13 protein-coding genes are annotated in these 13,517 nt (G+C 69.2%); 8 read left to right on the forward strand and 5 right to left on the reverse strand.

What is annotated here, in order from left to right:
- Positions 1–167 precede the first annotated feature (167 nt).
- A complete protein-coding gene (locus ACIA8E_RS40625; protein WP_399306925.1) occupies positions 168–854 on the reverse strand; it encodes an alpha/beta hydrolase in 687 nt (228 codons plus the stop codon).
- A gap of 791 nt (positions 855–1,645) precedes the next feature.
- On the opposite strand from ACIA8E_RS40625, the gene ACIA8E_RS40630 reads away from it, so the two are divergent.
- Positions 1,646–2,830 carry a CaiB/BaiF CoA transferase family protein gene (locus ACIA8E_RS40630; protein WP_399306928.1) on the forward strand — a complete coding sequence of 395 codons (1,185 nt, stop codon included), beginning with the start codon at positions 1,646–1,648 and terminating at the stop codon, positions 2,828–2,830.
- Between the two features lie 182 nt (positions 2,831–3,012).
- The gene (locus ACIA8E_RS40635) at positions 3,013–3,195 is read left to right on the forward strand and encodes a hypothetical protein (protein ID WP_399306930.1); all 183 of its coding nucleotides are present in this window, start codon (positions 3,013–3,015) and stop codon (positions 3,193–3,195) included.
- A 42-nt stretch (positions 3,196–3,237) separates the two neighbouring features.
- Here ACIA8E_RS40635 and ACIA8E_RS40640 read toward each other — a convergent pair whose 3' ends face one another.
- Positions 3,238–3,672, reverse strand: a complete 435-nt coding sequence (locus ACIA8E_RS40640; RefSeq protein WP_399306933.1) for an ankyrin repeat domain-containing protein — start codon at positions 3,670–3,672, stop codon at positions 3,238–3,240.
- A 279-nt stretch (positions 3,673–3,951) separates the two neighbouring features.
- Between ACIA8E_RS40640 and ACIA8E_RS40645 the strand changes: the two genes are divergently transcribed.
- Entirely contained in the window at positions 3,952–4,398 is a 447-nt protein-coding gene (locus ACIA8E_RS40645; RefSeq protein WP_399306935.1) for a hypothetical protein, read from the forward strand.
- On the opposite strand, the gene ACIA8E_RS40650 is transcribed toward ACIA8E_RS40645, so the two are convergent.
- Entirely contained in the window at positions 4,346–5,053 is a 708-nt protein-coding gene (locus tag ACIA8E_RS40650; RefSeq protein ID WP_399306937.1) for a helix-turn-helix domain-containing protein, read from the reverse strand. The two genes, ACIA8E_RS40645 and ACIA8E_RS40650, sit on opposite strands and share 53 nt — an antisense overlap.
- 259 nt (positions 5,054–5,312) lie before the next feature.
- Between ACIA8E_RS40650 and ACIA8E_RS40655 the strand changes: the two genes are divergently transcribed.
- The 3 genes from ACIA8E_RS40655 (at position 5,313) to ACIA8E_RS40665 (ending at position 8,949) form a co-directional block, all read left to right on the forward strand.
- The gene (locus ACIA8E_RS40655; RefSeq protein WP_399306940.1) at positions 5,313–7,040 is read left to right on the forward strand and encodes a GAF domain-containing protein; all 1,728 of its coding nucleotides are present in this window, start codon (positions 5,313–5,315) and stop codon (positions 7,038–7,040) included.
- A gap of 137 nt (positions 7,041–7,177) precedes the next feature.
- Positions 7,178–8,092, forward strand: a complete 915-nt coding sequence (locus tag ACIA8E_RS40660) for a universal stress protein (protein ID WP_399306942.1) — start codon at positions 7,178–7,180, stop codon at positions 8,090–8,092.
- A complete protein-coding gene (locus ACIA8E_RS40665) occupies positions 8,089–8,949 on the forward strand; it encodes a universal stress protein (RefSeq protein WP_399306945.1) in 861 nt (286 codons plus the stop codon). Before ACIA8E_RS40660 ends, ACIA8E_RS40665 begins: the two co-directional genes overlap by 4 nt.
- A 154-nt stretch (positions 8,950–9,103) precedes the next feature.
- Here ACIA8E_RS40665 and ACIA8E_RS40670 read toward each other — a convergent pair whose 3' ends face one another.
- Complete coding sequence (locus ACIA8E_RS40670; RefSeq protein WP_399306947.1) at positions 9,104–9,562, reverse strand: Crp/Fnr family transcriptional regulator; 459 nt, start codon at positions 9,560–9,562, stop codon at positions 9,104–9,106.
- Positions 9,563–9,967: 405 nt separating this feature from the next.
- On the opposite strand from ACIA8E_RS40670, the gene ACIA8E_RS40675 reads away from it, so the two are divergent.
- Positions 9,968–10,843 (forward strand): universal stress protein, encoded by an 876-nt coding sequence (locus tag ACIA8E_RS40675; RefSeq protein WP_399306950.1) that lies wholly within the window; start codon positions 9,968–9,970, stop codon positions 10,841–10,843.
- Positions 10,844–10,896: 53 nt separating this feature from the next.
- On the opposite strand, the gene ACIA8E_RS40680 is transcribed toward ACIA8E_RS40675, so the two are convergent.
- A complete protein-coding gene (locus tag ACIA8E_RS40680) occupies positions 10,897–11,964 on the reverse strand; it encodes a zinc-dependent alcohol dehydrogenase family protein (protein WP_399306952.1) in 1,068 nt (355 codons plus the stop codon).
- Positions 11,965–12,306: 342 nt separating this feature from the next.
- On the opposite strand from ACIA8E_RS40680, the gene ACIA8E_RS40685 reads away from it, so the two are divergent.
- The gene (locus ACIA8E_RS40685; protein ID WP_399306955.1) at positions 12,307–13,008 is read left to right on the forward strand and encodes a response regulator; all 702 of its coding nucleotides are present in this window, start codon (positions 12,307–12,309) and stop codon (positions 13,006–13,008) included.
- The last annotated feature ends 509 nt before the right edge of the window (positions 13,009–13,517 follow it).

Below are 13,517 nucleotides of genomic sequence, written 5' to 3' on the forward strand. Positions count from 1 at the left end.
CCCCGATCTTCGACCTCGTCGACTACGGCGTCGTCGGCGACCTCTTCCAGGTCGTCCCCCAGCTCACCGACGAGGTCAACACCCGCAAGGGCTGACCTGTCGAACCGGCCGCGGGTGCGCTTCACGGCTCCCGCGGCCAGGCGTCTCCGTACAGCCGGCGGCCGCAGTCAGACGCCGGCCGCTTCCTGGATCAGGTCGGTGACCGGGCCTGGCCGGGAGACCAAAGAAGCATGACTTGCGTCCAGTTCAATGGTCCTGCGCGTGTTCATGCGCTGCGCCATGCGACGTTCGTTGTCGGGGTGGATCCTGCGGTCCGCAGTGGAGACCTGGTACCAGGAAGGCTTTGCGCGCCAGGCCGGAGCGGTGACGGTGTCGCTGAACGTCGATGCAAGCGGTGCCTTCTGGGTCACTGCCATGACCAGCGCCTCGTCGGCCGGCAGATCCTGGGCGAAGCTCTCATGGAACTTGTCCTGCTTGATCCAGAGGTAGCCGTCGGAATCCGGGGCCAGGTTCTCCATCCCTGCCGGAGGCGTCTCCTCGCTGATCCGACCGCAGCTCTCCCCCGCGTCCGGGGCGAATGCGGCGATGTAGACCAGCCCAGCCACGTTGGGCAGGTCCCCGGCCTCCGTGATGACCGCTCCGCCGTACGAGTGGCCCACCAGCACCACAGGTCCCTCGATCTGCTGCACCATCTTCCGCGTGCGTGCAGCGTCGTCGACCAGCGAGGTGAGAGGGATCTCCACCGCGTGCAGGGAGTTGAAACCTCGCCTGTGCAGCTCGAGGATGACCTTTCCCCAGTGGGCGGCGCCACCCCAGAAACCGTGGACCAGGACGATGGCGGGTTTGTCGGCCATGAGGTTCGCACCCTTTCTCTGTCTCCGGGGCTCTGCTGCCATCGGTCACGCTAGGCGGGGCACCTGACGCCCGCCACCGCACACCGGCGCAGGGCGACAGCCGGAACGAAAGGGCCTCTGCAAGCAGCTGCTTCCGGGTGCCGAGTGACCTACTGCCCCAGGCCTCGGCCCCCTGGTCCTAGAGCCCTCCGCGACGCACTCGATGCAGCCCGGGAGCCTCTCACCGAGCGCTCGGACCGCGGTGAGGTGCGTGAGATGTCGCCCTCGCAGTCCGCGGCGCCGCACCCGTACCAGCCCCTCTCGGGACCGCAACCCGGGTGGCCCGTTGGGGCAACGCATGGCACGGCTCGGGGCGACGTCCGCAAAGGTGGACGGCTATGTCTCCGAGGCGGTGTGCGACCGAAGAGCCCCGACCGCTCATGGGGGGCCGGGGCTCACACATCACACCTCGTCGTCAGGCGCGCGCGGAGCGCCTCGGCGCGCGCGGCCGGTACTCGACGACGGTCAGCGCCAGCGAAGTCTGGTGGAGACCGTGCGGTCCCCCGAAGGCTCCGGGCTGCTGACCGGAGGTACCTCCGTCGAGATCACGATCGGGCGACGGAACCGTGCTTCGCGCCACCCTCGCACTGCAGCCCTGTGCCTCCCAACTCCCAGACACTGAGGAGGAGTTAGCCACCGCGCCCACCGACTGCGTGGCAGACGTGCCCGGACTGCTCGTCGGCCTGGACCGGAAGGGTGCCGCACACCTGATGCGCGACACTTTCCCCGTACACCGTCCGAAGGAGCCACGCATGAGCCCTCTTCCCCTCGAAGGAATCACTGTCGTCAGCCTGGAGCAGGCCGTCGCCGCGCCCTTCGCCACCCGCCAGCTCGCCGACCTGGGGGCCAGAGTCATCAAGGTCGAACGCCCGGGTGCCGGCGACTTCGCCCGGGGCTACGACGAGTCCGTGCACGGCCAGTCCAGCTACTTCGTGTGGCTGAACCGGTCGAAGGAATCGCTGACACTCGACATCAAGACGCCCGCGGGCCGCGAGGTCCTGGAGCGGCTGCTCGCCGAGGCCGACGTCTTCGTGCAGAACCTGGCCCCGGGCGCAGCGCGCCGACTCGGCCTGGGAGCCGATGAGCTGAGCCAGCGGTACCCCTCCATCGTCGTCTGTGACATCTCCGGCTACGGCAACACCGGCCCCTGGGCGGACCGCAAGGCGTACGACCTGCTGGTGCAGTGCGAGACGGGTGTGGTGTCGCTGACCGGTGCGCCCGAAGAGCCCGCCAAGGTGGGCATCTCGATCGCCGACATCGCAGCGGGCATGTACGCGTACTCGGGCATCCTCACCGCACTGTACGAACGGCGGACGACGGGCCGGGCCCGCTCCGTGGAGGTGTCGCTCTTCGAGGCGCTCTCGGAGTGGATGGGCTCCCCCGCGTACTACACGGCGTACTCGGGCACGCAGCCCGCGCGCGTCGGCGTCCAGCACGCGACGATCGCCCCGTACGGACCCTACAGCGCGGCGGACGGCAGGAGCGTGCTGCTCGCCATCCAGAACGAACGCGAATGGGCGTCCTTCTGCGAGGTCTTCCTCGGCGACGCCTCGCTCGCCACCGACCCTCGCTTCCACCGGAACTCGGCCCGGGTGGCCCGCCGCGACGAACTCAACGCGATCGTCGCCGCACGCTTCGCGGAGCTGGACGCGGCCGCCGCGGTGAAGCTCCTCGACGACGCGAAGGTCGCCAACGCACGGCTCAATTCGGTCGAGGAGTACTGGAATCACCCGGTCCTGTCCGGCCGTGACCGCTGGCGGGACGTGCCGACTCCGGGCGGCGCGATCAAGGCCCTGCTGCCGCCCGCCACCCTCAGCGGGCTGAACCCCCGCATGGACCCTGTTCCCGCGGTGGGCGAGCACACGGACAGCGTGCTGCGCGGGCTCGGCTACGACGACACCGCCATCACCGCCCTGCGCGCCGAAGGCGCGGTCTGACGTCACCGGGAAGGCAACGCGCCATGGCGGATGCCGGCCTCGGCTGCGGAGTAGTGCGCGATGGCACTCGACGAGGCGTGCGGGGTGACAGCAACCAGTGCGACTGTTCCGGCGAGAAGTCTCTGACGATGCGTCTGAACAGGTATAACTTATGCCCGTTGCTTGTCGGGGAGACCCATGACGTGACCGGCATCCTGCTGCAGGGCGGTCGCACCCGTACGTCGATCCAGGCCACGATCACCGACGGCGTCGGACAGCTCTGCTCGCAGGCCGGTGGCTCGCTCACGCCGAACCGCCTCCTGCTGAGGGCTGCGGCCGAGGCCAGGTATGGCAACTCGGGCCTGCGACAAAGTGGCTCGTGGTGAGATCGATCGAGCCGAATGAAGCCCTGATGACGAACGGCGATGCTATGCGGTTCGCGCGTGAGAGGTTGCTCCCGCTGCGGTGAGGAGAGCGACAGTTTCGGGATGGGGGCCGTCCATCGCCCAGTTCAGGGGCGATCGGCCCACGCCATGATCTTCACGCAGGTTCGGATCGGCGCCGTGCGCCAACAGTTCACGCACCGTTTCGGTGTGCCCCCAGCAAGCGGCTGCACACAGAGGCGTGCCTTCCGAGCCGAGTCCGCTGCTCTCGGTGTCCGGGGATGCCCCGGCCGCCAGGAGCAGGCGGGCGATCTCGGCTGCTCCATTCACGGATGCCAGATACAGAGCGGTGGTGCCTTCGCTGTCCGCTCGCTCCGGGTCGGCCCCCGCCCGCAGAAGCGCCTTCACACGGGTGGTGTCACCCAGCAAGGCTGCTACGACGAGGTGCCGGGAGAGCTTCTTCCGCTGCCGCTGGTTCATGGGCACCGAGGCTAACGCTGCTGCTGTTCCTGATGGACCCGCAGGCCTCCCACTGGTACCTGTTGTTCGCCCTCGCCGGCACCGTGGAAAGCGCGTCCGGCACCGCCGACCGGGCGAGGCCCCTCTGGTCACCGCCCCGGTCGTCGCCAGAGGCCGCCTGACCGGCACCTACGAACGCTGACCACGGCAGTCCGGGTTCGGAGCGCGATCGCGTGCCCGGGGACCCGCGGGGGAACGTCGAGTCCCGCCACGCCGGCCGACCGGTACACGTACCTGCCGATGCTCAACCTCGGTTTCGATGTCGACACCGACCTGCACGGTGATGTGCGGGCCGGAAAGCGGCTGGATCTCGGGATCTGCTCCGAGTACGTCAAGGGCGCGCCGGACACCGGGAGGATCACCGGCTCCACGCTGGAGGTCTCCTTCGACGACGGTGCGACGTGGACCTCCGTCGAACTCGACGGCGTACGCGGCAAGTCCGCCGCCTGGACCGGCTCGGTGCGGGTGCCGGACGACGCGCGGTACATCTCCGTGCGGGCCCCGGCCGCCGACGACCGGGGCGGCGAGGTCAAGCAGGAGATCATCCGCGCGGTGGGCGCGCGGAAGTGGCGGGCCGGGTGGGAGCTGCGCAGACGGTGGCACGGCTCCCACCCCCTGCCGCATGCACCGAGGATCATCCCGAAGGCGGGGTGTGGCTCTGGTGTACGTGGATTCGCCGGCCGGTGAGCCGCGTGAGGGTGATGGTCAGCCACAGGTCGCGGCGTCCGTCCGGCCACGGGTCCGTGTACGCCACCTCGTTCAGGTTCCGTACGACGTTCGGGTCGGTCACCGTCGACGCAGTGCCGATGGCCAGAACACTCCACCCCTGGCTGAGCGCGTCGTCGATGTGGTCGACCTCGAAGGCGACCACGTGGCCCGCCGCGGCGGCGGGCGTGGCACCAGCTACCGTCCGGAAGGCCAGGAAGCTGTCGACGACCACGTAGTTGACCGGGACAACTGCCGGCCCCTCCGTCGTGGAGACCGAGATCCGCCCCACCCCGTGCGTGGACAGCAGTTTGCGGCACTCATCAGCGCTCAGCTCGATCAGTTGCGAGCGATAACCCGCATGGCCGGTACCGGGCGGAAGATCCATGGTGCTGCCGGTGAGCTCGGAAACGGTCGTATCCAGAGCATTGGCCAGCCGCAGCATGAAGCTCATGCTGGGCATGGCCTGCTGTTCCTCGAGGTACTGAATGTAGGTGGTGGCCGAACCGGACCTCTCGGCCACCTCCTGCCTGCTGAGTCCCAGCTCTTCGCGACGTGCCGCAATGCGCCTGCCCACGTCACCCGGCGCCGTCGCGCGTTCCTCGGGCGAGGGCTCCCGGGGTTCTTCCTCCGACATGTTGCGCACATCCCTCTGCTGGTCGGTGCAATCGCTGTCTGCGCATTCGCGCCGTTCGGCCTCAGCATCAATCCTGTGCCGGAACGACGCAGACCGCATGGGCCGACCGGCCCGGTCCACGCCCCGCGCAGCCCATCCCCCGGTCCGGCCACGGTGGTCTCCGGGCCCCGCTGCCGGCCGCGGCGGCCCGGGCCCGATGTCCTCCGGAGCCCTATCGTGAGAGGTAGGCGCCAACCGGGCCGGAGGGGATGGTGTCGCGGTGAGCGAAGAGCATGCGGCGGGTGCCGAGGGCCTCGCGCTGTTCCCTCTGGACGAGCTTCTCCGCGAGCTGGAGGTCCGTATCAGCGCCGTACGCGGGACGCGGGACAGCCTGCACAGTCTGCTCGAGGCAGTTCTCTCGGTCGGGAAGGAACTGGACCTCGCCCAGGTGCTGCGCGGAATCGTGGAGGCTGCCGTCGAGCTGGTGGACGCCAGGTACGGCGCGCTGGGAGTGATCAGCAGCGAGGACCGGCTCTCGGAGTTCCTCACGGTCGGTGTCGACGCCGAGCAGCGGGAGCGGATCGGATCCCTGCCCAGTGGGCACGGCATTCTCGGAGAGCTGATCCGGCATCCGGCGCCGCTCCGGCTGGCGGAGCTCTCCGATCATCCGTCCTCCTACGGTTTCCCGGCCCATCACCCACCGATGCACTCGTTCCTGGGGGTGCCGATCCGCGTCCGGGAAGAGGTCTTCGGCAACCTCTACCTCACCGAGAAGCGCAGCGCGAGGGAGTTCGACGCCGAGGACGAGGCGGTGCTGTCCACCCTCGCGGTCGCAGCGGGAGTGGCGATCGAGAATGCGCGGCTGTACGAGGAGGCCCGGCGACGCGAGCAGTGGAACGCAGCGAGCGCCGAGGTGACGAGCATCCTGCTGTCGGGAGCGTCCGGCGCCGAGGTCATGAAGGTGATCATCGAGAGCGCCAGGAAGATCGTCTCGGCGGAGTTCGGGGTGATAGCCGTGCCCTCGGGTGACGGAGGACGGCTCCGCAATGCTCTTACCGTCGACGCCGACAGTCCGGTCCGGTGCGAAATTCCGGGGCCCGGGGAGAGCTTCATGGGAGCGGCGTTCGACTCGGCGGAGCCGGTGGTCAGCAGTGATCTGGTGCATGATCCGCGGCTGGGGCAGGACGCGTCACGGTACACGGGGCTGGGGCCGGCGGTGGCGGTGCCCATCGGACAGCGCGGGAGCGTGCGCGGAGTTCTGCTGCTCGCCCGCAGCTCCGGCCGACCGGAGTTCCGGCCCCCTGAGATCTCGCCGCTGGCGGGCTACGCCGTGCAGGCGGGCCTGGCCATGGAAGTCGCCGATCGACGCAGTGACGCCGAGCAGATCGCCCTGCTCGAGGACCGGGACCGGATCGCCCGGGATCTGCACGATCTCGCCATCCAGCGGCTGTTCGCGACCGGTATGACGTTGCAGAGTGCACTCAAATTCGTGCAGCACCCGGAGTCCGCGGAGCGCCTGGAACGGGCGGTGAACGATCTCGACGACACCATCAAGGTCATCAGGTCGACCATCTTCGGTCTGCGGACCCACGAAGACGGCTGGCGGGCCCACGCGGTGACGAGGCAGATGACCGCGGCAATCGAGGCCGCGGCGCCCTTGCTGGGCTTCAGACCCACACTGCGGGTGGACGGTTCCATCGACGCCGAGGTGCCACCGGCGGTGTCCGGTCCCCTCATCGCGGTCCTGGGGGAGGCGCTGAGCAACACCGCCCGTCATGCCGCCGCTCGTAACGTCGACGTGCACGTCGAGGCGGCCGCAGGCAAGGTGACACTGACCGTCACCGACGACGGCGTGGGCGTCCCGCCAGGAGCTTCACGAAGTGGACTGCACAACATGCAGGAGCGAGCCGTCGCACTGGGAGGAGTGTTCCGTCAGGACGCCCCGCCCGGGGGAGGAACCCGGATCGTGTGGCGGGTGCCTCTGTCCGGCACGGAAGCGGACGGCTGAGCAGCGCGCCCGGTACGGCCTGCGCGCCGCACAGCGGTCAGGGGACCGTCGGCCCTCACCCGGGCCCCTCCGGCCCTCGTCCGGCGCAAGGCCGTGGTGGCAACGTGAAGGATGCCCCGATATGGCAAGGAGGAATGATGACGAGCAACGCTTCCGGCCCTCCGCAGTACGGGGTGGTCGTGGTCGGCACCGATGGTTCGGCCGCTGCCGGTTCCGCACTCCTGTGGGCGGCCGCCGAAGCGGCACGGAGAGAAAGCCCGCTGCGTATCGTCCATGGCACTGACACCGAGAACCGGGCCGCGCACATATCCGTCGAGACACTGGACCGGATCGGGAAGGCCGGACGGGAGCTGCTGGAGAGGGCGGCAACCGAAGTCGCCCGGCACCATCCCGGTGTCGAGGTCACGACCGAACTCAGCCGGAGCAAGCCGGCGGCCGGCCTGCGCTCGGCGGCCGGAACGGACGGCACCATCGTTGTCGGCAGCCGCGGACTGGGCGGGTTCTCCGCATCGCTGCTCGGCTCGGTCGGACTGCAGGTGGCGGCGGACGGCGAGGTACCCGTCGTCGTGGTCCGCGACGACGGGCGACGCGCGCGGGCGGGTGTCGTACTGGCTGCCCTGGGCGGCGCAGCAGACCTGGACTGTGTCCGCCATGCGGCACGGGCCGCCGAACTACGCAAAGCCTCCCTGCGCATACTGAGCGTCTGGAACGTATTCCAGTACGTGGGCCTCGTCGCTCCTCTGATGGATGACGTCGACGAGATCGCCCACCGGCGCTCCGACGAGATCTCGACGGCTGCGGACCGGATCCGTGAGGAGTTCCCCGGCCTGACCGTGACGACGGATGTGGAGAAGGGCAACTCGACGGCCGGTGTGCTGGTCGAGGCATCACGCGACGTTGACCTGCTGGTCATGGCCGGCGGGCGGGGTCCCCACCTCCTCGGGCCGTCGCCGGCACGGGTCACCCATGCCGTGCTCCACCATGCCCACTGCCCGGTCCTGCTCGTGCCGCGTGCCGGGGTGGCCGCAGAACCGGAACAGGAGAAGTCATGACCAGCAACGTGGACCCCTCCGAAGTGCTCGTCGGTGTCGACCTGAACAGACCGTTCGACTTGCCGCTCGTCTGGGCAGCCGACGAGGCCCACCGCAGAGGGCTTACCGTGCGGCTCCTGCTGGCCGTCCCTCCGACGCACCACGGCCACCACGTGGACAGCACCGCACAGCATCTGGCCCTGCGCGCCCACGGAAGCGACTCGCTCGAGCAGGCGGCAGCCCGTGTCCTCGAACGGCACGGGGACCTCGAGGTGGTCACCGAACTGCTGGACGGAATGCCTGCCCCCTTGCTCTGCCGGCACAGCGGGCAGGCCCGCATGATCGTGCTGGGAACGCGCGGGCTGGGCCGCCTCGCGGAATTCCTGAGCGCGGGTTCGGTTACCGTGCCGGTCAGTGCGCAGGCGCCCTGTCCGGTCGTCGTGGTGCGAGAGCCCGAGGACAACACCCAGCAGCCGCCCCACGTGGTCGTCGGAGTCGACGGCAGCCCGGCCTCGGACGCAGCTGTGGCTTTCGCCTTCGAAGAGGCCGCCCTGCGTGGCGCCGAGCTCCGTGCATTGCTGGTCCGGCAGACGTCCATGGTCTCCTTCAGGGAGCCGGCTTCGGCCGAGCCGGAGCGGCTCAAGCTGTTGTCCGAAGCGGTCGCCGGGCCGTCCGCCGAGTATCCGGACGTGCACGTCACGCACGAGGTGGCACGGGGCCACCCCGTGGAAGAGCTTGCCCGGGCCTCCGAGGGCGCCCTGGCTGTCGTGGTCGGCCGACGAGGGCAGGGTGGCTACACCGGCATGCGGCTCGGCTCGGTGGTTCATGGTCTGCTGCACCGGGCGCACTGCCCCGTCATCACCGTTCCCGCACCGTAAACCGTTCGCACACCGAGATCCGGCCTCGAACGTTCCGGCGCCGCGATCCGGCCGCGAGCGCGCCCCGTCCCAGCCGGTGATGCCATCGACTGTGGTACCCGATCTCCAGCGCGCTTCGCCCCGGGTGGGCGGTCCGCTCGGGCTGACCGACGGCTCAGGTGCCGTCGGTCAGCCCGCTTCCGTGCGGGGCGTACAGGTCGAGCAGCCGGGCCCTGGCGGACTGCAACCGGTGGGCCACCACCCGGGCGACCCACAGAGCCACGGCAGTGGCCAGTTCGGGATCCGCCTGGCACGCCTGGCGTACCTGAGCCGCGTCCAGCTCATACGCACGCACCAGTGTCATCGCCTCTGCTCCCAGCTGCCACACATAGGGGCTGAACAGCCAGGACCAGCCGATGAGTTCACCATGCCCGAGGGACTCGATGACCGCCGGGGGGCGTCCCGGCACACAGAAGTCGAGAGTGACGGTGCCGGTCCGCACGATCCAGAAGTGGTCGGCCCTCTGTCCTTCCTCGAAGATGCGTGTCCCTTCGGGGAACGACACTTCCGTGGCGAAGTGCATGAGCCGGTCGCGGTGCTCGGTGCCGAGCGACCGCATGGTCGGAGAGGTCATGATCGGGTCTCCTCCGCAGGGGCGGCATTCGTCGTCGGTGAGGTGGCGAGAAGCGGATGGATCTCTTTTCGGTCCCGGCCGTCTCGACGCCTCCTCCGACGGACCTGATACCAGTTTCCACCGGTTTTCCGGTGGTCCGCAGGGGCTGTCCGGGGGGTGACCGGGGGACCGACCGGCCCTAAGGGCTGTCCCGTGGTCCCTGGCGGGATTGTGGGCAGCCCGGCTCGCCGCCGAGCGGGTCGGCCGCATCCGTCGGCGCCGCATCCTCCGCTCCGGGCAACTGCCGCTCGCCTTGGGCCGAACGTCCCCCATTGGGGACCGATCGTCCCTCCCGCCGGTCCCGCGCGGGTGTCACGGTGGCGACACGGGGTTCTTCCGGCCGTGGGAAGAAAGGCGGTGGGGACGATGGAGCTGCCCCTGGTCGTGGGCGTCGACGGATCGGATTCCAGTCTCCGGGCAGTCGACTGGGCCGCGGACGAGGCGGCCAGACACGGGCTCCCGCTGCGACTCGTGTACGTCTCCCGATGGGAACGTTACGAGGCGGCAAGCCTGCAACAGGGCCTCGAACGCCCCTCCGAGCAAGTGCTGGCGGACAGCATCGTGACCGACGCAGCCGCACGTGCCGCAGTCCGTAACCCCGAGGTGAGGGTGACAACCGAGGTGCTGGCGCAGGACACGGTCACCGCGCTGCTGGACGAGGGGCACAGGGCCACGATGCTGGTCACAGGGTCAAGGGGCCGCGGCCAGCTCAAGGAGCTCCTGCTGGGCTCGGTCAGTCTGGCCGTGGCGGCCCGCGCACACTGCCCCGTCGTCGTGGTGCGCGGCGACGCCGCAGGAACAGTCGGCGCGCACGGCCGCATTCTCCTCGGTGTGGCCGACCCGGCACGGGGAACGGCTGCCGTCGCCTTCGCGTTCCGGGAGGCCGCCACCCGGAAATGTGAGATCGACGCCGTACGCTCCTGGCGTCGCCCGGGGCACGAGGGAACCCGTCTCCTGCGCGACACCAGCGCCCCTGGCATCTCCCGCGAGATGCGCGCGGAAACGGAGCTCGATCAGGCCCTCGGACCGTTCCTCGGCAAACATCCCGATGTCGCCGTACGCCGCTCCACGGTCGAAGGGCCGGCCCATCAGGTACTCGTCCACCGATCCGCCGCCGCCGACCTCCTCGTCGTGGGAGCACCGCGCCGGCACGGGCACGTCGGCCTGCAGATCGGCCGTACCGCCCACGCGGCGCTCCACCATGCGCACTGTCCGGTCGCAGTAGTGCCGCAGCCCCAGTGACGTAGCGACAGGGAGGACGTCCTCGACAGCGATCGAGGACGTCCTCCGCACCGTCATGCGGGCACATCGACGACGTCGTGCTGCACGCCGCCCAGCACCACCTTGAGCGCGCCGGTCTCGGCTGCGGCAGCAAACACTTCGTACGCCTCCTCCATCTGGGCGAGGTCGAAGTGGTGCGTCACCAGCGAGCCCGTGGACAGACGGCCGGCGGTCAGCATGCGCAGCAGGACAGGTGTGGAGTACGTGTCCACGAGCCCGGTCGTGATCGTCACATCCTTGATCCACAGATCCTCCAGGTGGAGGTCTGCGGGCTCGCCGTGCACCCCGACGTTTGCCACATGCCCACCCGGGCGGATCACCCTCGTGCACAGTTCGAAACTGTCCGGTACACCGACCGCTTCGATGGCCACATCGGCCCCGAGGCCTTCCGTGAGGTCTTCGACGAGTTGCTGAGGATCCTCTCCCGCGTTCACCACGGCGTCCGCCCCGAGCGCACGTGCCGCCTCCAGCCGGGACTGCGCCAGGTCCACAACGATGATCCGCCCCGGGGAGTACAGCCGTGCGGTGGCGATGGCGGCCAGCCCGATCGGGCCGGCGCCGACGATGACCACGGTGTCGCCCGGGCGGACGCCGCCGTTGAGCACCCCCACCTCATAGGCGGTGGGCAGGATGTCGGAGAGCAGCACGCCGTCCTTGTCGTCCACCGCCGCGGGGAGCGGGTGCACCGACAGGTCGGTGTACGGGACGCGCACGTACTCGGCCTGCGTGCCGTCGATCAGGTGTCCCAGTACCCACCCGCCACCGCCCCGGCACTGCCCGTAGCGCTGCTCACGGCAGAAACGGCAACGACCGCACGAGGAGATGCAGGACACCAGCACCCGGTCCCCGGGACTGACCGTCCGCACGTCGTCGCCCACCTCTACGACTTCCCCGACTGCCTCGTGGCCGAGCACCCGGCCCGGCATCACCTCAGGCAGGTCACCTTTGAGGATGTGCAGATCGGTGCCGCAGATCGTTGTCGTGCCGACTCGGACAATGGCGTCCGACGCGTCCTCGAGATCCGGGTCCGGTACCTCGTCCCAGGAACTCTTGCCCGGCCCGTGGAAAACGAATGCCTTCATCGCGATCGCTCCCTGGTGCGCGTTGCTCCGTAGCGCCCTTCCACTGCCATCCTGTGCCGGAGCGCCGCCGACATGCATGGGCCGGTCGGTACCCAGAACGGGTGCACCGGCCCAATCGGAGAAGCCGTCCGGAGAGCGAGAGTGGAATTGCGCCCGCAGGACGGGAGCTCCGGTTCGGCGCACGCGGTGCGGGCCGTGGTCGATGTTGAATGGGAACCCAGCCGTCCCGTCGGGGAGAACGCAGGCTCCACGGCACACGGCCATGAGCCGTCCGGCCCTGGCGCCACCAGGAAGATGTGGGCAAGGCAGGGGCCGGAACGCACGAGCGGGCAAGGGGCAATCATGGATGACGCACCCAAGTTCTCGGAATCAGCGCCCATCAAGGTGTTCCTGCTCGACGATCACGAAGTCGTACGCCGGGGCCTGCGTGATCTGCTCGACACCGAGCCGGACATCGTGGTCGTCGGTGAAGCGGGCACCGCCGACCATGCGCTCGCCCGCGGGCCCGCGCTACGACCGGACGTAGCAGTCCTGGATGTACGTCTGCCGGACGGCGACGGCATCACCGTCTGCCGAGAACTGCGATCCCGCATGCCCGGCCTGGCCTGTCTGATGCTCACCTCGTTCGACGACGACGACGCACTGCTGGACGCCATCATGGCCGGCGCCGCCGGATACGTGCTGAAGCAGATCAAGGGATCGGACCTTGTCTCCGCGGTCCGGGCCGTCGCATCGGGCCAGTCCATGCTCGATCCCGCCACCACCACACGTCTGATGAGAACGCTCCGGCACGACGACACCCCTGCCTGTGCTGCGGACGACGCACTTTCGGGGCTGTCCCCACGCGAGCGCGAGATCCTGGACCTGGTCGGCGAGGGAATGACGAACCGCCAAATCGGCAAGCAGCTCTTCCTCTCGGAAAAGACCGTGAAGAACCACATTTCGCGGCTGCTCGCCAAGCTGGGTGTAGAACGCCGCATCCAGGCGGCTGTCATCGCCACCGAGGCCCGCCCTCACTCCCCCTACGCCGACGGGAACCACTGAGGAACAGCAGGGCAGGGGCGCGGGCTGAATTCGCCGTGGCGCAACTCGTAGGATTCGGCCGCCTCTGCGTGGTCGGCCATGTCGCCCCTCGCCTGTAGCGCGCAGGCATGGTCCCGGTCCTCCAGGGCGTGCTGTAAGTCGGCGTTCACTCCGTAACGGGCCCAGGGGGCCACCGCCTCCCCAATTCCTGCTGCGCACCGATGCGGGCACCGTCCGCTCCCGCTCGGTTTCCCCGGCCGCCTCCGGACCGCCCATGTGTACGACCAAAGGACGGGATTCCCCGCCGGTTCGCGAGAGCAATCCACCTCTCCCCACCGCCAATACGGAATGCATATCCAGCATTACGGTGAGCGAATAAAGCGTTCCCAATATGACGCAGGCCACATGATCTGGGTCACTCTTGTGCCGGTTTGAGGCATTTGCCGTGTGGGGTGGCCCATATGACCGGCGTCACTCTGAAGACGGATAGTAGGCCATCCGGACCCGCTCCCCGGCCTCGAAGCCACTTC

The sequence above is a fragment of the Streptomyces sp. NPDC051664 genome (assembly GCF_044453545.1).
Taxonomy (GTDB): Bacteria; Actinomycetota; Actinomycetes; order Streptomycetales; family Streptomycetaceae; genus Streptomyces.